The organism is Variovorax sp. RCC_210 (assembly GCF_041355175.1).
GTDB lineage: Bacteria > Pseudomonadota > Gammaproteobacteria > Burkholderiales > Burkholderiaceae_C > Variovorax.
Genome location: NZ_JBFUPJ010000001.1, coordinates 1,404,302 through 1,423,078, shown reverse-complemented (window position 1 = coordinate 1,423,078; position 18,777 = coordinate 1,404,302). Strand labels below are relative to the sequence as shown.

The window sequence follows — 18,777 nt, the reverse complement described above, 5'->3', positions numbered from 1 at the left end:
CTAGAGCGTCGGGTCCTGCCCCGGCGTGGCGCTGCGCACCGCCAGCGTCTGCAGTCGCGCATAGAGCCCGTCCAGCGCCATCAGCTGCTCGTGGCTGCCTTGCTCCGCGATGCGGCCTTGCTCCATGACGATGATGCGGTCGGCGTGCTGGATGGTCGACAGGCGGTGGGCGACGATCAGCGTGGTGCGGTTCTGCATCAGGCGCTGCAGGGCGTCCTGCACCAGCCGCTCGGACTCGGTGTCCAGCGCCGAGGTGGCCTCGTCGAGCAGCAGCACCGGTGCGTTCTTGTACAGCGCGCGCGCAATGGCCAGGCGCTGGCGCTGGCCGCCCGACAGCTGCGTGGCGTTGTGGCCCAGCACGGTGTCGATGCCCTGGGGCAGGCTCGCGACGTGCGAACTCAGGTTGGCGGCGGCAATGCATTGCAGCACGCGCTCGCGGTCGATTTCCGAACCCAGCGCCACGTTGGCGGCCAGCGTCTCGTTGAGCATCACCACGTCCTGGCTCACCATGGCGAACTGCGCGCGCAGGCTCTTGAGCTCCCACTCGCTGGTGTCGTGGCCGTCGAGCAGCACCTGGCCGCCGCTGGGCTGCACGAAACGCGGCAGCAGGTTGACCAGCGTGGTCTTGCCCGAGCCCGAGGGGCCGACGAAGGCCACGACCTGGCCGGGCTCGATGGTGAGGTTGACGCCGTCGAGCGCGCGCTGCTCGTCGGCGCCGCGGTAGTTGACCTGCACGTTGCGCAGCTCGATGCGGCCTTCGGCATGCGCGAGCGCGAAGCTGCCCTGCGACTCGGGCGCCACTTCGTCGATCAGCACCAGCCCGCGTTCCAGCGCGGCCAGGCCGCGCGTAATGGGGGCGGCCATGTCGGCCAGCCGGCGGATCGGCGCGATCAGCATCAGCATGGCCGTGATGTACGCGACGAAGCCACCCACGGTCAGGCCCTGTTCGCCGCTTTGCCACAGCGCGATCATCACCACCACCGACAGCGCCAGCGACGCCATCATCTGCGTGAGCGGCGTGGTGGCGGCCTGCGCGATGGTCGACTTCACGGCCAGCCGGTTGAGGCGCTGGCTCAGCTGCTCGAAGCGCTGGCCCTGCGCGGCTTCGGCACCGTGCAGGCGAACCACGCGGTGCGCGAGCACGTTCTCCTCGACCACGTAGGCCAGCTCGTCGGTGGCCTGCTGGCCCTGCTGCGTGAGGCGGTACAGGCGCTTGGAGAACACCTTCATGATCCACGAGATGCTGGGCACCAGGAATGCGACGATGAGCGTGAGCTTCCAGTTCAGGTAGACGAGGTAGGCGAGCAGCGCGATCAGCGTGAAGCCGTCGCGCGTGAGCCCGAGCAGCGCCTGCACCAGCAGCATGGCGCCGGTCTGCACCTCGTAGACCACGGTGTTGGAGAGCGCGCTGGCCGACTGCCGCGTGAACAGCGCCAGCTCGGCGCCCATCAGCCGCTCGAACAGCACGCGACGCAGCCGCTGCATGCCTTCATTGGCGATGCGCGACAGTGCATATTGAGAGATGAACTGCGCCTGGCCGCGCACCGCGAACAGCAGCAGCACGGCGGCCGGCACGATCCACAGGGCGAGCTGGCCGCGGTTGAAGCCGCGGTCGAGCAGCGGCTTGAGCAAGGCGGCCATCAGGGGTTCGGTGATGGCGGCCAGCAGGGCGCCGATCAGGCCCGCGGCCCACCACTGGCGGGAGCCGCCGAACCATGTCATGAGTCGCGCCAGACGGCGCATCAGGGGAGGGCGGGCGTTCTCGCTGCCGGGGGATGCTTGCATGGCGGCGGATTCTACGGGGGGCATTTTCAGCGGCCGTCCCTAGGTGCATTCAGGGGCTTGTGTAGGACCGTATCGCCGGATAAACGTTTTGTGACGGCGCCTGCGGGGCAGTGTGTAACATGTGGCCCGTCACGCCGGTAAGAAACTTTTTCGCCGGAAACCTCTCCGAACCGCATGAACAAGCCGTTGCCAACTCCAATTCCAACTCCTTCTTCATCGCTATTTGCACGCCGCACGCTCATTGCGGCCCTTGCTGCCACTCCCATGCTTCCTGCACTGGCCCAGTTCCGGGTCGAGGTGTCGGGCGTCGGGCTCACGCAGTTGCCAATCGCGCTCGTTCCTTTCAAGGGACAGGAAAGCTCGCCCCAGAAGATCTCGGACATCGTCCAGGCCGACCTGGAACGCAGCGGCCAGTTCCGCGGTGTCGATGCTTCGGGCCAGGCACTGGACGAGGCCTCGCGCCCCGACCTGTCGCTGTGGCGCCAGCGCACCGCCGACTCGCTCGTGGTGGGCAGCGTCAGCAAGCTGGCCGACGGTCGCTTCGACGTGCGCTTTCGCCTGTGGGACGTGGTGAAGGGGCAAGACCTCGGCGGCCAGAGCTACACGGTGCCGCAAGGCGACCTGCGCTTGGCATCGCACCGCATCGCCGACTACGTCTACGAGAAGCTCACCGGCGAGAAGGGCATCTTCTCGACGCGCATCGCGTACGTCACCAAGGGTGGCAGCCGCTACTCGCTGTGGGTGGCCGATGCCGACGGTGAGAACGCGCAGGCCGCGCTGGCCAGCCCCGAGCCGATCATCTCGCCCTGCTGGTCGTCCAACGGTCAGCAGCTGGCGTACGTGTCGTTCGAGTCGCGCAAGCCGGTCGTGTATGTGCACAACGTGGCCAGCGGCCAGCGCCGCCTGCTCGCGAACTTCAAGGGTTCGAACAGCGCGCCGGCCTGGGCACCCGACGGCAACTCGCTGGCGGTCACGCTCAGCCGCGACGGCGGCTCGCAGCTGTTCACCATTCCGGCCAGCGGCGGCGAACCGCGCCGCCTGACGCAAAGCTCCAGCATCGACACCGAACCGGTCTACTCGGCCGACGGCGGCACCATCTATTTCGTGAGCGATCGCGGCGGTGCGCCGCAGATCTACAAGATGAGTTCCAGCGGCGGCAACCCGACGCGCGTGACCTTCAGCGGCACCTACAACATCTCTCCGTCTGTCAGCGGCGATGGCCGGTGGTTGGCCTACATCTCGCGTGTGGGCGGTGCCTTCAAACTCCACGTGATGGAGTTGGCCACCGGCACCGTGAATGCCATCACCGACACGAGCGCCGACGAAAGTCCAAGTTTTGCACCAAACAGCAAGTTGATCGTCTACGCCACGCAGCTGCAAGGCCGTGAAGCGCTGATGACCACCACGCTGGATGGAAAAATAAAGGCCCGGCTGGCAGGACAGGCGGGAGACATAAGAGAACCGGACTGGGGTCCGTTTCAAAAGCAATGACTAAGGTTTATTTGAGGAGTTCGAAATGTTGAAACGCACTATTTATTCGCTGGCCATCGTGGCCCTCATCGCTGGTTGCTCGTCGGGCACGAAGCTCAACGACACGCCGGTGACCGACCGCTCCGGCGCCGGTGGTTCGCAAGGTGGCGCAAGCACCGTGGCGCCCGTCACCATCGATCCGAACGCGGGCACCGCGCAAGGTCCCGTGAATGTCGCGCGCGTCATCTACTTCGACTACGACAGCTACACCGTCAAGCCCGAATTCCAGTCGGCCATCGACGGTCATGCACGTTTCCTGAAGGCCAACCCGCAACGCCGCATCTCCATCGAAGGTCACACCGACGAACGCGGCGGCCGCGAGTACAACCTGGCACTCGGCCAGAAGCGCTCCGAAGCCGTGCGCCGTGCACTGACCCTGCTGGGCGTGAGCGACAACCAGATCGAAGCCGTGAGCTTCGGCAAGGAAAAGCCGGCCGCCACGGGCTCGGGTGAAGAAGTCTGGGCGCAGAACCGCCGCGCCGAAATCACGTACCGCCGGTGATGCCCCGCGCCGTGTTGCGAGGCGCGGCGCTGGCCGCGGCCTTGCTTTGCGTCTCCCTGGGGTCGCAAGCCGCCCTGTTCGAGGATGACGAGGCCCGCAAGGCCATCCTCGACCTGCGCCAGCGTGTCGAGGCCATGCGCCAGCAGACCGACCAGCGGCTGACCGACGAAAACGGCCAGCTGCGTCGCAGCCTGCTCGACCTGCAGAACCAGATCGAGCAGATGCGCGGCGACCTGGCACGCATGACCGGCCAGAACGAGCAGCTCACGCGCACGCTGAGCGACATGCAGTCGCGCCAGACCAGCCTCGACGACAAGCTCAAGCAGAGCGAGCCGTCGAAGGTGTCCGTGGACGGCCGCGAGTTCAACGCCGACCCGAAGGAAAAGGCCGACTTCGAAGCCGCGCTCGGCGTGTTTCGCGCGGGCCAGTTCGCCCAGGCGCAAACCGCCTTCGCCGACTTCGTCAAGCGCTACCCGCAAAGCGGCTACAACGCCTCTGCGTTGTTCTGGCTCGGCAATGCGCAGTACGCCACGCGCAACTACAACGAGGCCATCGCGAACTTCCGTTCGATGCTCTCGCTCGCGCCCGATCACGCCAAGGCGCCCGAGGCCGTGCTGTCGATCGCGAACTGCCAGATCGAGCTGAAGGACACGCGCGCCGCGCGCCGCACGCTGGAAGACCTGACCAAGGCCTACCCGCAGTCCGAAGCCGCGCAGGCCGGCCGCGAGCGTCTCTCGCGCCTGCGCTGATGCCGGCGGAGCTTTCCGCTTGAGCGCCGTCATCGCTGCCGCACTCACTCCTCCTGCCGCCGCGGATGTCTTCACGGACACCGCGGCGCCCGACCTTGCGCGCCGCTTCGGCGGGCTGGAGCGCCTGTATGGCGTGGCGGGTGCCGCGCGCATCCGCCACGCGCACGTGCTGGTCGTGGGTATCGGCGGGGTGGGGTCGTGGGCGGTCGAGGCGCTGGCGCGCAGCGGGGTGGGGCGGCTGACGATGATCGATCTCGACCATGTGTCGGAGTCGAACATCAACCGCCAGATCCACGCGCTGGAAGCCACCGTCGGGCAGGCCAAGGTCGAGGCCATGCGGGAGCGCATCGCGCAGATCAACCCCGAGTGCAAGGTGCACGCCATCGACGAATTCGTCGAGCCCGGCAACTGGACGGCATTGCTCGAGGCGGCGCAGGCCGCCAACGGGCCGGCTACGGCGGTCATCGATGCCTGCGACCAGGTGAAAGCGAAGCTGACCATGGCGGCCTGGGCACGGGCGTCGCGAACGGCGTTCGTCACCGTGGGTGCGGCGGGCGGCAAGCGGCAGGCGCACAAGGTCGACATCGACGACCTCGCGCTCGTCACGCACGACCCGCTGCTGGCGCAGCTTCGCCAGCGCCTGCGCAAGGAGCACGGTGCGCCGCGCGAGGGCAAGAAGATCGGCGTGACCTGCGTCTTCAGCCGCGAAAGCGTGGCGCCACCCGATGCGTCGTGCGCCATCGAAGGCGACGGTTCGCTCAACTGCCACGGCTACGGATCGGTGGTGAGCGTGACCGCAACTTTCGGTCAATGTGCGGCAGGTTGGGTTCTCGACAAAATAGCCTCAAACCTCGCGCTATAATCTTAGGCTTTGCCGGATTCAACGTCGGCAAGAAGCAATAAAAATGGTTCCGGGACGTTAGCTCAGTTGGTAGAGCAGCGGACTTTTAATCCGTTGGTCACTGGTTCGAATCCAGTACGTCCTACCACGAATCTTTTTGTGGAACATCGAAAGCCAGCTGTCTACCCGATAGCTGGCTTTTTTCTTGGGATGAATTCCTGCTTGGCACGCGATCCGTTGCACGAGCTCCAGGGTCATTAGCGCAGTGAACACCTCTCCCACATTCCCGGCCTTTCTTCCCTCGCACCACAACCTGTGGGTGGTTGCCGCGTCGCTGCTGCTGGCCACGCTCGCCTCCTATGTGGCGCTCGACCTGTCGCGCCGCGTGCGCCACGCCAGCGGCAGGCCGCACCTGCTGTGGTGGGGCATCGGGTCGTTCGCGATGGGCACGGGCATCTGGGCGATGCACTTCGTCGGGATGCTTGGCTTTTCGCTGCCCATCGCGCTGGGCTTCTCGGGCGCGATGACGCTGACCTCGTGGGTGGCCGGCGTCACGGCCTCCGGCATCGCGCTGTGGGTGGCCAGCGAGGCCGACTACGGGCTGCGGCGCATCGCCATCGCCTCGCTGGCCATGGCGGTCGGCATCTGCGGCATGCACTACATCGGCATGGCGGCGCTCGACATGTCGCCGCCCATCGTCTGGCACATGCCCACCGTGGTGCTGTCGCTGCTGATCGGCCTGGGCGCCTCGGCGGCGGCGCTGGTCATCTTCAAGCAGCTTGGCGGCGTGAACAGCGCCCACCGCGTGGCCTTCCAGCTGCTGGCCGCGGTGGTGATGGGCATTGCGATCTGCGGCATGCACTACACGGGCATGGCGGCGGCCAACTTTCCGCTGGATTCGGTGTGCCGCAGCGCCGGCGACCTGTACGGCTCGGGGCTCACCGCCATCGTGGTGATGGCGTCGGGCCTGCTGCTGCTGGGCACGCTGTTCACCTCCATCCTGGAGTCGCGGCTGCAGCAGGTGGCCAGGCGCCTGTCGCGTTCGCTCGAGGAAGCCAACGTCGAGCTCACCGAGGCCAACCGCGAGCTGCAGAAGCGCGCCTTCACCGATGCGCTCACCGGCCTGCCCAACCGGGTGCTGTTCGAAGACCGGCTGCGCCACGCGCTGCTGCGCATGGAGCGCGCCAACCAGCTGCAGGTGGAAGAGCGTATTGCCGTGCTCTTCGTGGACCTCGACGGCTTCAAGCCGATCAACGATTCCTTCGGCCACGCAGCCGGCGACCAGATCTTGCGCGCCGCCGCAGAGCGGCTGGCCAACACCACGCGCGAGAGCGACACCGTGGCGCGCATCGGCGGCGACGAGTTCCTGCTGCTGCTAGAAGGCGTGCACGACCGCGCCGAATGCGCGCAAGCCGCCAACCGCGTGCTGCGCGCGCTCAGCGAACCCTTCAGCGTGTTGGGCAAGCAGCTGCAGATCGCGTGCTCTATCGGCATCGTGCTGCACCCGGAGCAGGGCGAGCCCGACAAGCTGGTGGCCAACGCCGACGCGGCCATGTACGAGGCGAAGCGAGGGGGCGGCGGCAACTACGTGATGTTCGAGTCGCACATGGGCGCCGACGTGGCCAAGCAGCTGCAGCTGCAAAGCGACCTGCGCCGCGCGGTCGAGCTCAAGCAGTTCGAGCTGTACTACCAGCCCAAGATCAACGGCGTGGGCGACAAGCTGAGCGGCGTGGAGGCGCTGGTGCGCTGGAACCATCCGCAGCACGGGCTCATCGGCCCGACCGAGTTCATCGGGCTGGCCGAGCGCTTCGGGCTGATCGTGCGGCTGGGCGACTGGATACTGGACGAAGCCTGCCGGCAGATCGCGCAGTGGCGTTCGCAGGGCACCTGGATGTGCGTGGCGGTGAACCTGTCGGTGATGCAGCTGCGCGAGATCGACTTCGTCGCGCGCGTGGAGCAGGCGCTGGCCAGGCACGACATTCCCGCGGCGCTGCTGCTGTGCGAGATCACCGAGTCGGTGGCCATGGAAGACATCAAGGCCACGCAGCGCACCTTCGAGGGGCTGGCGCGGGTGGGCGTGTTCCTGTCGATCGACGACTTCGGCACCGGCTACTCCAGCCTGAGCCACCTGCGCAAGCTGCCGGCGCGCCAGGTGAAGATCGACCGCAGCTTCGTGCAGGACCTGCAGGTCAAGGAAGACGCCCGCGCCGTGGTCGACGCCGTCATCCGCCTGGCCCATGCGCTGGGGCTGAGCGTGGTGGCCGAAGGCGTGGAGAACGAGGCGCAGCGCGACATCCTGCTGGCCATGGGCTGCGACGAGCTGCAGGGCTTCTTGTTCTCGCGCCCGTTGCCGGCGGGCGACCTGCTCGAGTGGTTCTCCCGGCGCGAGGCCAGCGGCGACCACTGAGCGTTGAAAAAGCCCGCTCCCTTGCGGGCAGCGGGCTTGGTGTTGCGGGGCTGAAAGAAAGAGCGAGCGAAAGAGCGTACGGGTTCAGGCTTCCGGCGCCACGCTCCCCGGCAGCGCTGGAACAGGCGCGGCGCCTTGGCTGCCATGCGCGCCATGTTCACTCTCTTCGCTTCCTTCCTTCTCGTGCCGCGCCGCGATGGCCAGGTACATCGCCGGCACGACGAACAGCGTGAACAGCGTGCCGATCGACAGCCCGCTGAAGATCACGATGCCCATCGCCTTGCGGCCCGCCGCGCCCGCGCCCGAGGCGATGACCAGCGGCAGCACGCCGAACACCATGGCCGCGGTCGTCATCAGGATGGGCCGCAGCCGCGTGCCCGCCGCCTCGACGATGGCGTCCAGCTTGCTCAGGCCCTGCTTCTGCAGCCGGTTGGCCACTTCCACGATCAGGATGCCGTGCTTGCTGATGAGGCCCATGAGCGTCACCAGCCCCACCTGCGTGTAGATGTTCATCGAGGCGAAGCCCCAGAAGATGAAGATCATGGCGCCGAACAGCGCGAGCGGCACCGACACCAGGATGACCACCGGGTCGCGGAAGCTCTCGAACTGCGCCGCCAGCGCCAGGAACACGATGATTAGCGCGAACAGGAACGTGATGGCGAAGTTGCCCGACTCCTGCACGAACTGCCGCGACTGGCCCGAGTAGTCCACTGTGTAGCCGCTGGGCGCCAGCTGCTGCACCACGCCGCGCAGGTACTCCAGCGTCTCGCCCTGCGTGCCGCTGGGCACGCCCTGGATGGTCACGGAGTTCAGCTGCTGGAAGTGGTTCACCGTCTCGGGTTGCACCGTGTACTTCAGGCTGGCCACGGTGCTCGCGGGCACCACGCCGTTCGGGGTCTTGATGTAGAAGTTCAGCACGTCCGACGGGTTGAGCCGGTCGACCTGCTGCACCTGCGGAATCACCTTGTAAGAGCGCCCCGAGATCGAGAAGTAGTTGACGTAGCCGCCACCCAGCGCGGCGCCCATCGCGTTGCCCACGTCCTGCTGCGTGATGCCCAGCGTGGCGATCTTGTCGCGGTCGACCACCACGGTGGCCTGCGGCAGGTCGATCTTCAGGTCGGCGTCGATGTAGTAGAACTTTCCGTCGGCGCGCGCCTTGTCCATGATCTGCTGCGCCAGCGTGTTCAGGTTCTCGAAGGGCTCCGTGGTCTTGATGACGAACTGCACCGGCAGCCCCGAGGCGCCCGGCAGCGCCGGGAACTGGAAGGCCACCACCTTGGCGCCGGCAATGCCGTTCCAGCGCTTCTGCAGGTCGGTCTGGATGTCGTGCGCGCTGCGCGTGCGCTGGTCCCAGGGCTTGAGCAGCACGCCGGCAATGCCCGCGTTGGTGCTGGGCACGCCGGTCAGCTGGAACAGCTGCTCGTACTCGGGCGTGTCGTGCGCCACCTTGAAGATCTGGTCCGCATAGGTCTGCATCTGGTTGATGGTGGCCGTGGGCGCGCCCACCACCTGCGACAGCACGATGCCCTGGTCTTCCTCGGGCGCGAGCTCCGACTTCGACATCTTGAACATCACGAACAGCAGCGCCACCAGGATGACGCCCATCACGATCATCACCGGCCAGGTCTTCAGCACGCCGCGCAATATCAGCTGGTAGCGCCGGTGCACGCGCTCGAAGGTGTGCTCGATGAAGGTCGCGAACTTGCCGCTGTCCTGCTCGGGCTTGAAGAAGCGCGAGCACATCATGGGCGACAGCGTGAGCGCCACGATGCCCGACACCACCACCGAGCCCGCGAGCGTGAACGCGAACTCGGTGAACAGCGAGCCGGTGAGCCCGCCCTGGAAGCCGATGGGCACGTACACCGCCACCAGCACCACCGTCATCGCCAGGATGGGCCCGCCCAGTTCGCGCGCGGCCAGCAGCGAGGCCTGCATGGGCGACTTGCCCTCGCGCATGTGCCGGTCGACGTTCTCCACCACGATGATGGCGTCGTCCACCACCAGCCCGATCGCCAGCACCAGCGCCAGCAGCGTGAGCAGATTGATGGAGTAGCCCAGCACCAGCATCACGAAGAAGGTGCCGATGAGCGACAGCGGCATCGCAATGACGGGCACCACCACCGCGCGGAAGCTGCCCAGGAACAGGTAGATCACCACCGTCACGATCACCAGCGCCTCGACCAGCGTCTTGATCACCTCGCTGATGGACGTGTTGATGAAGTCGGTGGAGTCGTAGACGATCTTGCCGGTCAGCCCCGTGGGCAGCTGCGACTGCAGGTCGGGGAACACGGTGCGCACCTGCTTGGCCACGTCGAGGATGTTGGCCTCCGGCGCGACCTTGATGCCGATGAACACCGAGCGCACGCCGTTGAAGGCCACGTTGAAGTCGTAGTTCTCCGAGCCCAGCGTCACGTTGGCCACGTCCTGCAGGCGCACGATGGCGCCGTTGCTGCTCTTGACCGACAGCTGCTTGAACTCGTCCACGCTGTGCAGCGAGGTGCCGGCCGTGAGCGGCACGCTCACCATCTGGCCCTTGCTGGTGCCCACCGCCGCCAGGTAGTTGTTGGCGGCCAGCGCGGCGCTCACGTCGGTGGCGGTCACGCCGTAGGCGGCCATCTTCTGCGCGTCGAGCCAGGCCCGCAGCGCGAAGGTGCGCGCACCCAAAATTTCGGCCGTCTGCACGCCCGGAATGGCGTTGAGCTTGGGCTGCACCACGCGTACCAGGAAGTCGGTCACGTTGTTGTTGGGCAGCGTGTCGCTGTAGAAGCCGATGTACATCGCATCGGTGGTCTGGCCCGTGGCCACCGTGAGCACCGGTTGCTGCGCCTGCGGCGGCAGCTGGTTGCGCACCGAGTTCACCTGCGTGTTGATTTCGGTCAGCGCGCGGTTGGAGTCGTAGTTCAGCCGCAGCGTGGCCGTGATGGTCGACACGCCCAGGCTGCTGGACGACGACAGGTAGTCGATGCCCTGCGCCTGCGACACGGCCGCCTCCAGCGGCTGCGTGATGAAGCCCGCGACCGTGGCCGCGTCGGCCCCGTAGTAGGCGGTGCTGATGGTGACCACGCCGTTCTCGGTCTTGGGGTACTGGTTGACCGGCAGGCCGGACAACGCGCGCAACCCCAGCACCACGATCAGCAGGCTCACCACCATCGCCAGCACGGGCCGGCGGATGAAGATGTCGGTGAAGTTCATGCGGCGGGCCTCACTTTTCCTGCGGCTTCGGGTTCGCGTCGTTGGTCGGCTGGACGCTGTTGTCCACCGTGACGGGCGTGCCGTTCTTCAGCTTGTTCTGGCCGCTGCTGACCACCACCTGGCCGGCTTCCAGGCCCTTGACGATGGAGATCTGGTCGCCGCGCGTCGGGCCGGTCTCCACGAAGATCTGCTGGGCCACGAGCTGCGGCTTGCCCTGGGCGTCTGTGGCGGGCGCGGGCGTTCCGGCTGCACCCGCTGCACCTGGCGCGCCAGGCTTGGGCGCCTCGGCCTGCTTCACCACGTACACCGTCGAGCCGTACGGGTTGTAGGTCACGGCGGTGGAGGGCAGCGTGAGCCGCTCCTGCGTGCCGCCGATGTCGATCTTCACGTTGGCGAACATGCCCGGCAGCAGCACCTGCTTGGGGTTGGCCACGGTGGCTTCCACCTGCACGTTGCGGGTGGCCGAATCGACTTTGGGGCTGATCGCGTTGATCTTGCCGCTGAAGGTCTGGTCCGGGAAGGTGTCGACCGACAGGTTCACCACCTGGCCCACCGCCAGCCCCGCGAGCTGCTGCTGCGGCAGAGAAAAGTCGACGTAGATCGGGTCCAGCGTCTGCAGCGTGACCAGCTTGTCGCCGGCGTTCACGTACTGCCCCGGGTTCAGCCCCGAGATGCCCAGGCGGCCCGCGAAGGGCGCGCGAATCGACTTCTTGGCCACCACCGCGGCCTGCTGCTCGACCTGCGCGCGCTTGGCCTTCAGGTCGTTGGTGTCGGCGTCGATCTGCGCCTGGCTCACGGCCTGGATCGCCAGCTGCGCCTGGTCGCGCTTGAGCACCGTGGCGGCCTGCGCGGCGGCGGCTTCGGCCGAGTGCAGCAGGGCGATGTCGGAGTCGGCGTTCAGCTCGACCAGCAGCGCGCCGGCCTTCACGTCCTGCCCCGACTTGAAGTGCACGTTGCGCACCAGGCCGGCCACTTCGGTGCTCAGGTCGGCGCCGCGCACCGGGTTCAGCGTGCCCACGGCGGTGAACTGCGACTGCCACTGCATCTTCTGCACCTCGGCCGTGGACACGGTCTGCGGACCGGGCTTGGGCACGGCCGCGATCAGCGCGCGGATCTGCAGGAACTTGCCGAGCGCGAGCACGGCGACCAGCAGCAGGACGCAGCCGATCATGATGATCATTCTCCGGGTCATAGGTCGTCTTTTTCTTGGAGTTTGTGGAGGTGTTCAGTTCTTGGCCGCAGCCTGTTCAGGCAAGGGCAACGGTGGCGCTGCGGCCTGGCCCGGTGCGATCACCGCATCGGCCAGCGCGCCGCGGTTCCACCAGCCGCCGCCCAGCGCCTGGAACAGGGCGGCCGTGTCGGCATAGCGCGCGGCCTGCGCCTGCACCAGCGCGGTGTGGGTCTGCAGCCAGGCCTGCTGCGCGGTCAGCAAGGTCACGTAGCTCACGGCGCCCGCGCGGAACTGCGCGGTCGACAGGTCCAGCGACTGCCGGGCCAGCGACTCGGCCGTGGCCTGCGTCTGCAGCGCGGTGGCATCGAGCTCGAGCGCGCGCAGCGCGTCGGCCACGTTCTGGAAGGCGCCCAGCACGGTGTTGCGGTACTGCGCCGCGGCCGAGTCGTAGGCCGCCACCGCCGCGCGCTGCTGCGCGCGCAGGGCGCCGCCGTTGAAGATCGGCTGCGTGAGCCCGGCGCCGATGTTCCACAGCGTGGTCGGGCCGGTGAACAGGTCGCGCGCGCGCAGCGCTGCGTTGCCGTAGCTGGCGCTCAGCTGTATCTGCGGGTAGAGGTTGGCCGTGGCCACGCCGACCGCCGCGCTGGCCTGGTGCAGCTGTGCCTCGCTGGCGCGCACGTCGGGCCGCTGGCGCGCGAGCTCGGAAGGCAGCGACAGCGGCAGGCTGTCGGGCAGCGAGAGGCTGGCCAGGTCGAACTCGGGCAGGCCCGCCTCCGAAGGCAACCGGCCCGCGAACACCGCGAGCTGGTGGCGCGTTTGCGCCAGCGCCTTCTCGATGGGTGGCAGCGTGGCCGTGGTCTGCGCCACCTGCGTGCGCTGCTGCAGCACGATCGACTTGGGAATGGCGCCGGTGTCGAACTGCTTTTCGATCACGTTGAGCTGGTCGCGCTGCGCCTGCAGCACCTCGAGCGCGGCCTGCAGCTGCGCGCGCAGCGAGGCCTCGCGGATGGCCGTGGTCACCAGGTTGGACGTGAGCGTGAGGTACGTCGCCTCCACCTGGTAGCGCTGCGCCTCGATGGCCGCCTGCGCGCCTTCGAGTTGCCTGCGCGAGCCGCCGAACACGTCGAGGTTGTAGCTGACGTTGACCGATGCGTTGTACAGCGTGAGCAGCTGGCCGCCGGGCACCTGCGTGCTGACTTCCGACGCGCGCTCGCGCTGCGCGCCGAGCTGCCCCGTGACCTGCGGCCACAGCAGGTTGCCCGACTTGGCGTCGTAAGTCGCTTCGGCCTGGCGCAGCGCGGCCTGGGCCGACGCGAGCGTGGGGCTCTGCGCGAGCGAGGCGCGAATCAACTGGTCGAGCGGCTCCGAATGGAACACGTCCCACCACTGCGCGGGGATGTCACGGCCCGGCAGCAGCGCCTGCGACCGGCCGCCCGGCACGTCCGACTGCGCGGTGCGCGCGGGCATGGGAGCGGGCGTGTAGTCGGCGCCCTGGGCGGCGGGCGGCAGATCGGGTGTCTTGAAATCGGGGCCGACCGCGCAGCCGCCCAGCAGCAGCGAGGCACCGAGCACGGCGCCCTGCATGGCTGCGGGAATCAAAGGAATGGGCCACCCAGGGCGTCGGCGCACGGGCGCCGCGCGCAGCGAAAAGGGTGAATCCTCCAACGCTTGGTTTTTTCGATGTGGCATGGGGCAGGGGTTGTACACCCGGAACGGCCCGGATGCGTGACTTGTTTCCGAATGTCGCCGGTCGCCACCCTTGCCGCGAGGCCGATGCGACGAAATTGGTATTACTCGGCGCGAAGTGCACGGGCAGGGCGCCAAACGCGCGCCGGTTTTTCTTTTGCCGGCCGCCGAATCTGTTCCCCGCGGGGGGCCGTATTGATCGCAACCGTGGCGATTCTTGCCGCGGCCCCTTCAACCCAGGAGCATTTCCATGCAGATCAAATTCAATCGCATCGCCGCCGTTTCCCTCGCCGTCGCGCTGTCCGCCGGCGCTTATTCGGCGCTTGCAGCGTCTGTCATGGTGGGCGGCGCGCCGATGCTGCCGACCAAGGACATCATCGACAACGCCGTCAACTCCAAGGACCACACCACGCTGGTCGCCGCCGTGAAGGCCGCGGGCCTGGTCGACACGCTGAAGGGCCCGGGTCCGTTCACCGTGTTCGCCCCGACCAACGCCGCCTTCGCCGCGCTGCCGGCCGGCACCGTCGACACGCTGCTCAAGCCCGAGAGCAAGGACGCCCTGACCGGCGTGCTGACCTACCACGTGGTGGCCGGCAAGCTCGACGCGAAGGAACTGAAGAAGGAGATCAAGGCCGGCAAGGGTTCCGCCGAGCTGAAGACCGTGGCCGGCGGCGTGCTGGTGGCCAAGGAAAAGGGCGGCAAGATCACGCTGACGGACGAGAAGGGCGGCACCGCCACGGTGACGATTCCCAACGTGTACCAGTCGAACGGCGTGATCCACGTGGTCAACAAGGTGCTGCTGCCCAAGTGATCTTCCTGGCGGGTCGCCCAAAAAAACAGCCCGCACGAGGCGGGCTGGAAGGTGACCTGCTGGAGGAGGGAGGATCAGAGGATTGCAGGCCACAGGGAGAGACTTGAATATCGCTTGTGAACCTGCACGCAACCTGACCTCCTGGAATTTGCGGAAGATTTTTTGCGACACTGGCGCGCCGCTCTTCCTCTCGCTTTTTCAGTCCTCGTCTTCCCATTTGCCGATGACCGTGCCCAGCACGGTGAACGCATCGCGAATCGGGTCGTGCCGGGGGTTCAACGGCAGCAGCCAGCGCTTGCCGTCCTCGTGCTTGAACACCTTGCAGGTCACCTCGCTCGTTTCGTCGATGCGGGCAATGATGCGTTGGCCGTCCTCGGGTGTCTTCAGCCGCGTATCGACGAACACCAGCGAACCCGGCGGATAGCTCTTCAGCTGGCCGTTGTTGGCGGTCATGCTGTTGCCGCGCATGCGCAGCGCGTAGGTGTCCAGGCTGTGGTGCGCGATGCAGGGAATCCAGCGCTCGGGCTTGCTCTGCTGCGACGCCGGGCGCACGCCCCAATGGCCTGCGTCTTCCCATGTGATGACCGGCACCGTGCCCGGCGTGTTCGGGTTGAACGCGGGGCTCACCGGCGGTATGTGCGACACGCGGTACGGGCCCGTCGGTTCGTTGAGCAGGTAGCGCGCATGCGCGATGTAGGCCGGGTCCCAGGGCGGCGGGCCGTCGCCCGAGTCCAGCCAGTGCGGATCGGCCCCGTAGGCGCGTGCGAGCGCCAGCATGTTCGCCGACCGGACCGTGTCGCCACGCTCGATCTTCGAAATGCTCGACTGGTTGACGCCCGAGGCGGCCTGGGCCTGCTTCTGCGTCATGTTGGCGTTTTTGCGCGCTGCCAATGCGCGTTTTCCTATGCTCTCCATGGCGTGGATTTAAGCCCATGAGAATATTCCAATTCGACTCTAGAATATGAAAAAAAGGGAGGACGGCCATGAAACCACGCGAGTTGGTACTGGCGTTGAGAGCCATGGGGCTCACGCAGAAGCAGATCCAGCAGAAAACTGGAATTCCACAACCGACGGTCAGCAAGATCGGCCTGGGACGGGTGAACGACGTCATGTCGCGCCACTACGTGGCCTTGCTGACAGCCTACGAGTCGCAGATCAAGGAGCAGAAGGAGCAGGCGCTGCGGCCGGCGCCCGCGTTCGGGGTTCCATCGCCCAATGACTGACGGGTGCGCCTCGCCGTTTCACGGGGCCTGTGGCTCGACCGCGTCTTGTGCGCGCTGTTGGCGCTGCTGTCTTGCAGCGGGCTGGTCTACGGGTTGCTGGCCGCGAGGCCAACGGTGACCGGAGCGGCCTGCTTCGGCCTGGCCGGTGCCGCCTGGGCGGCGCAGGTGCTGTTCGACCGCGAGGCGCTCAGGCGCGCGCGTGCGGTTCGGGCGGCGCGAGGGCGAGCGTGGCGCTGACGCGCACGCAATCCTTGATGTGCTGCTCGCCCAGCGCGCGCAAGGCCGCATAGCCGAGCGCGGCCGACACCAGCTGCCCGGCAATGGGCACGTACTTGGTCGCCTGCTTGGCGGTCAGGCGCACGCCTGCGTGCTTGGCCAGGCGAATCAGCAGGTCGCGCGTCACGAGCCGGCCCACCAGCAGGGCGCCCACCGTGGTGGCCGCCTTCTGGATGCGCTCGCGCTGCTGCGGCGCGAGCTTTTCGACCTGGGTGACCGACAGCCCGAACTCCGCGCTGATCTGCGGCACCAGCCGCGACAGCAGCGCCGCGTCGGCCGCCCAGTCGATGCCGGGCAGCGGCACGGCGCTGGCCGCGGCCGCCATCAAGGCCTTGCGGCCGATGAGCCGGCGGCTGCGGTGCACCGCGGCAATGAGCTTTTCATCGCCTCCGGCAAGTTCGATGGCTGACGGCATGCAATGCCCTTTTCAGGTTCAGGCCGCGAGCGTTTCCAGCTGGTCCGACAGGGCCAGCCAGCGCTCTTCGAGGCGGCCGATTTCGTCGTTCAGGGCCTTCAGCCGCTTGCCGGCTTCGGCAATCTCGGCGGAAGGCAGCGGCTGGCTCATGCGCGCCTCGAGCGCGGTGCGCTCGGTGGTGGCGGCGGCCATGCGTTCGTCGATCTGGGCGATTTCGCGCTTGATCGGCTTGGCCTGCTCGCTGCGCTGCTGGCGCTCCTGGGCGTCCTGCTTGCGCTGCTGGGGAGCGGGCGCTGCAGCCGCTGCAGCCGCCGCGGGTGCTGCCGCGGCAGCGGCGGCCGCGACCGTGGCCGCGCCGGCTTCGCGCGTCGCGACCTTGGCCTCTTCGCGCATGCGCTTGGCCTCGTCGAGCAGGTAGCGCTGGTAGTCGTCCAGGTCGCCGTCGAAGTCGGCGACCACGCCGCGGCCCACGAGCCAGAACTCGTCGCACACCGAACGCAGCAGCGCACGGTCGTGGCTCACCAGCATCAGCGTGCCTTCGAACTCGTTGAGCGCCACGGCCAGGGCTTCGCGGGTGGCCAGGTCCAAATGGTTGGTGGGCTCGTCCAGCAGCAGCAGGTTGGGGCGCTGCCACACCATCATGGCCAGCACCAGGCGCGCCTTTTCGCCGCCGCTCATGGTGCCCACGGGCTGCTTGACCATGTCGCCGCTGAAGTTGAAGCTGCCCAGGTAGCCGCGCAGCGCCTGCTCGCCCGTGGCTTCCTTCACCGCGCTGCCCAGTTCGCGCGCCATGCGCACCATGTGCTCGAGCGGGTTGTCCTGCGGGCGCAGCACGTCGAGTTCCTGCTGCGCGAAGTAGCCGATGTTCAGGCCCTTGCCCTCGGTGACTTCGCCGGCCAGCGCGCCCATTTCGCGCGCGATGGTCTTCACCAGCGTCGACTTGCCCTGGCCGTTGGCGCCCAGGATGCCGATGCGCTGGCCCGCCAGCACCGAGCGGCTCACGCCGCGCAGGATGGTCTTGGGCGCTTCGCCTTCCGCGTCGCCTTCGGGCTTGTAGCCGAAGCTGGCGTTGGCAATCGACAGCATCGGGTTCGGAATGTTGCCCGGCTCCTTGAACTCGAAGGTGAAGTCGGCCTCGGCCAGCAGCGGCGCGACCCGCTCCATGCGCTCCAGCGCCTTCACGCGGCTTTGCGCCTGCTTGGCCTTGCTGGCCTTGGCCTTGAAGCGGTCGATGAACTTCTGCAGGTGGGCGATCTTGTCCTGCTGCTTGCTGAACGCGACCTGCTGCTGCTCCATCTGCAGGGCGCGCATGTCCTCGAACTTGCTGTAGTTGCCGCCGTAGCGGGTGAGCTGGGCGTTGGCGATGTGCAGGGTCACGTCGGTCACGGCGTCGAGAAACTCGCGGTCGTGGCTGATGACGATCATGGTGCCGGCGTACTTCTGCAGCCAGGCCTCGAGCCAGACGAGCGCGTCCAGGTCCAAGTGGTTGGTGGGTTCGTCGAGCAGCAGCAGGTCGCTCGGGCACATCAGCGCGCGGGCCAGCTGCAGACGCATGCGCCAGCCGCCCGAGAAGCTGTTGACGGCACCGTCGAGCTCGTGCGCCTTGAAGCCCAGCCCGAGGATCAGCGCCTGCGCGCGCGGCACGGCGTCGTGCTCGCCGGCATCGGCCAGGTCGGTGTAGGCGTGCGCCAGTTCCATGCCGATGTCGGCGTCTTCCGGGTTGGCTTCGTAGGCGGCCTCGATGGAGGCGAGCGTGGCGCGCAGCTCGGTCAGCCGGGTGTCGCCACCAACCACGAATTCGGTCGCCGATTCGTCGGTTTCAGGCATGTCCTGCGCCACCTGGGCCATGCGCCACTGCTTGGGCACGTAGAAGTCGCCCCCGTCCTCGTGCAGCGAGCCGTTGAAGAGCGCGAACAGCGACGACTTGCCCGCCCCGTTGCGCCCCACGAGGCCGACCTTTTCGCCCGGGTTGAGATTGACGGTGGCGCCGTCGAGGAGTTTCTTGGCGCTGCGGCGAAGAATGACGTTTTTGAGAGTGATCATGAAGAGGAACCGTAGGGGCGATTATCCCGCCCGGACTTTTGGCCCCGGCGAAAAGGGGCAAAGGCGCGGGGACATCGCCCGGAAAACTGGAAAGCCGCGGCTGTAGACCGCGGCAAGGCAACCGGCAGGGGGGCTTGGGCGGGCGG

14 protein-coding genes and 1 tRNA gene are annotated in these 18,777 nt (G+C 67.4%); 8 read left to right on the top strand and 7 right to left on the bottom strand.

Features of this window, described 5'->3' with window-relative positions; translation table 11 throughout:
• Positions 1-1,785, bottom strand: a complete 1,785-nt coding sequence (msbA, locus tag AB6807_RS06685) for a lipid A export permease/ATP-binding protein MsbA (RefSeq protein WP_371083964.1) — start codon at positions 1,783-1,785, stop codon at positions 1-3.
• A gap of 264 nt (positions 1,786-2,049) precedes the next feature.
• On the opposite strand from msbA, the gene tolB reads away from it, so the two are divergent.
• The 6 genes from tolB to AB6807_RS06655 all read left to right on the top strand — a co-directional run bounded on the left by tolB (position 2,050) and on the right by AB6807_RS06655 (position 7,814).
• A complete protein-coding gene (tolB, locus tag AB6807_RS06680) occupies positions 2,050-3,276 on the top strand; it encodes a Tol-Pal system beta propeller repeat protein TolB (RefSeq protein ID WP_286515878.1) in 1,227 nt (408 codons plus the stop codon).
• Between the two features lie 25 nt (positions 3,277-3,301).
• Positions 3,302-3,817 (top strand): peptidoglycan-associated lipoprotein Pal, encoded by a 516-nt coding sequence (gene pal, locus AB6807_RS06675; protein WP_116907553.1) that lies wholly within the window; start codon positions 3,302-3,304, stop codon positions 3,815-3,817.
• Positions 3,817-4,566: a tol-pal system protein YbgF gene (gene ybgF, locus AB6807_RS06670; protein WP_116907554.1), complete on the top strand. Its 750-nt coding sequence runs from the start codon at positions 3,817-3,819 to the stop codon at positions 4,564-4,566. Before pal ends, ybgF begins: the two co-directional genes overlap by 1 nt.
• 19 nt (positions 4,567-4,585) lie before the next feature.
• A complete protein-coding gene (locus tag AB6807_RS06665; protein WP_371083963.1) occupies positions 4,586-5,428 on the top strand; it encodes a ThiF family adenylyltransferase in 843 nt (280 codons plus the stop codon).
• 51 nt (positions 5,429-5,479) lie between these two features.
• Positions 5,480-5,555: transfer RNA gene (locus AB6807_RS06660), tRNA-Lys, on the top strand.
• Positions 5,556-5,672: 117 nt separating this feature from the next.
• Positions 5,673-7,814 (top strand): putative bifunctional diguanylate cyclase/phosphodiesterase, encoded by a 2,142-nt coding sequence (locus AB6807_RS06655; RefSeq protein ID WP_371083962.1) that lies wholly within the window; start codon positions 5,673-5,675, stop codon positions 7,812-7,814.
• Between the two features lie 84 nt (positions 7,815-7,898).
• Here AB6807_RS06655 and AB6807_RS06650 read toward each other — a convergent pair whose 3' ends face one another.
• From AB6807_RS06650 to AB6807_RS06640, 3 genes are read right to left on the bottom strand one after another with little or no spacing between them, the layout of a single operon-like run.
• On the bottom strand, positions 7,899-11,006 hold the full coding sequence (locus AB6807_RS06650) for an efflux RND transporter permease subunit (RefSeq protein WP_371083961.1): 3,108 nt from the start codon (positions 11,004-11,006) through the stop codon (positions 7,899-7,901).
• A 10-nt stretch (positions 11,007-11,016) separates the two neighbouring features.
• A complete protein-coding gene (locus AB6807_RS06645) occupies positions 11,017-12,186 on the bottom strand; it encodes an efflux RND transporter periplasmic adaptor subunit (protein ID WP_371083960.1) in 1,170 nt (389 codons plus the stop codon).
• 45 nt (positions 12,187-12,231) lie between these two features.
• Positions 12,232-13,776 (bottom strand): efflux transporter outer membrane subunit, encoded by a 1,545-nt coding sequence (locus tag AB6807_RS06640; RefSeq protein WP_371083959.1) that lies wholly within the window; start codon positions 13,774-13,776, stop codon positions 12,232-12,234.
• A gap of 337 nt (positions 13,777-14,113) precedes the next feature.
• On the opposite strand from AB6807_RS06640, the gene AB6807_RS06635 reads away from it, so the two are divergent.
• On the top strand, positions 14,114-14,674 hold the full coding sequence (locus AB6807_RS06635) for a fasciclin domain-containing protein (RefSeq protein ID WP_116907559.1): 561 nt from the start codon (positions 14,114-14,116) through the stop codon (positions 14,672-14,674).
• A 198-nt stretch (positions 14,675-14,872) separates the two neighbouring features.
• Here the strand turns inward: AB6807_RS06635 and AB6807_RS06630 are convergent, their stop codons facing one another.
• The gene (locus AB6807_RS06630; protein ID WP_371083958.1) at positions 14,873-15,565 is read right to left on the bottom strand and encodes a helix-turn-helix domain-containing protein; all 693 of its coding nucleotides are present in this window, start codon (positions 15,563-15,565) and stop codon (positions 14,873-14,875) included.
• 92 nt (positions 15,566-15,657) lie between these two features.
• Here AB6807_RS06630 and AB6807_RS06625 point away from each other — a divergent pair, with 92 nt between their 5' ends.
• Positions 15,658-15,897 carry a transcriptional regulator gene (locus AB6807_RS06625; protein ID WP_371083957.1) on the top strand — a complete coding sequence of 80 codons (240 nt, stop codon included), beginning with the start codon at positions 15,658-15,660 and terminating at the stop codon, positions 15,895-15,897.
• Positions 15,898-16,084: 187 nt separating this feature from the next.
• Here AB6807_RS06625 and AB6807_RS06620 read toward each other — a convergent pair whose 3' ends face one another.
• Entirely contained in the window at positions 16,085-16,588 is a 504-nt protein-coding gene (locus tag AB6807_RS06620; protein ID WP_116907562.1) for a hypothetical protein, read from the bottom strand.
• A gap of 18 nt (positions 16,589-16,606) precedes the next feature.
• Positions 16,607-18,631: an ABC-F family ATP-binding cassette domain-containing protein gene (locus AB6807_RS06615; protein WP_371083956.1), complete on the bottom strand. Its 2,025-nt coding sequence runs from the start codon at positions 18,629-18,631 to the stop codon at positions 16,607-16,609.
• Between the last annotated feature and the right edge of the window lie 146 nt (positions 18,632-18,777).

What these genes read in the sequence shown, in the direction of transcription:
- msbA (WP_371083964.1), bottom strand. Translation starts at nt 1,785, where the DNA reads ATGCAAGCATCCCCCGGCAGCGAGAACGCCCGCCCTCCCCTGATGCGC.
- tolB (WP_286515878.1), top strand. Translation starts at nt 2,050, where the DNA reads ATGCTTCCTGCACTGGCCCAGTTCCGGGTCGAGGTGTCGGGCGTCGGG.
- pal (WP_116907553.1), top strand. Translation starts at nt 3,302, where the DNA reads ATGTTGAAACGCACTATTTATTCGCTGGCCATCGTGGCCCTCATCGCT.
- ybgF (WP_116907554.1), top strand. Translation starts at nt 3,817, where the DNA reads ATGCCCCGCGCCGTGTTGCGAGGCGCGGCGCTGGCCGCGGCCTTGCTT.
- AB6807_RS06650 (WP_371083961.1), bottom strand. Translation starts at nt 11,006, where the DNA reads ATGAACTTCACCGACATCTTCATCCGCCGGCCCGTGCTGGCGATGGTG.
- AB6807_RS06645 (WP_371083960.1), bottom strand. Translation starts at nt 12,186, where the DNA reads ATGATCATCATGATCGGCTGCGTCCTGCTGCTGGTCGCCGTGCTCGCG.
- AB6807_RS06635 (WP_116907559.1), top strand. Translation starts at nt 14,114, where the DNA reads ATGCAGATCAAATTCAATCGCATCGCCGCCGTTTCCCTCGCCGTCGCG.
- AB6807_RS06625 (WP_371083957.1), top strand. Translation starts at nt 15,658, where the DNA reads ATGAAACCACGCGAGTTGGTACTGGCGTTGAGAGCCATGGGGCTCACG.
- AB6807_RS06620 (WP_116907562.1), bottom strand. Translation starts at nt 16,588, where the DNA reads ATGCCGTCAGCCATCGAACTTGCCGGAGGCGATGAAAAGCTCATTGCC.
- AB6807_RS06615 (WP_371083956.1), bottom strand. Translation starts at nt 18,631, where the DNA reads ATGATCACTCTCAAAAACGTCATTCTTCGCCGCAGCGCCAAGAAACTC.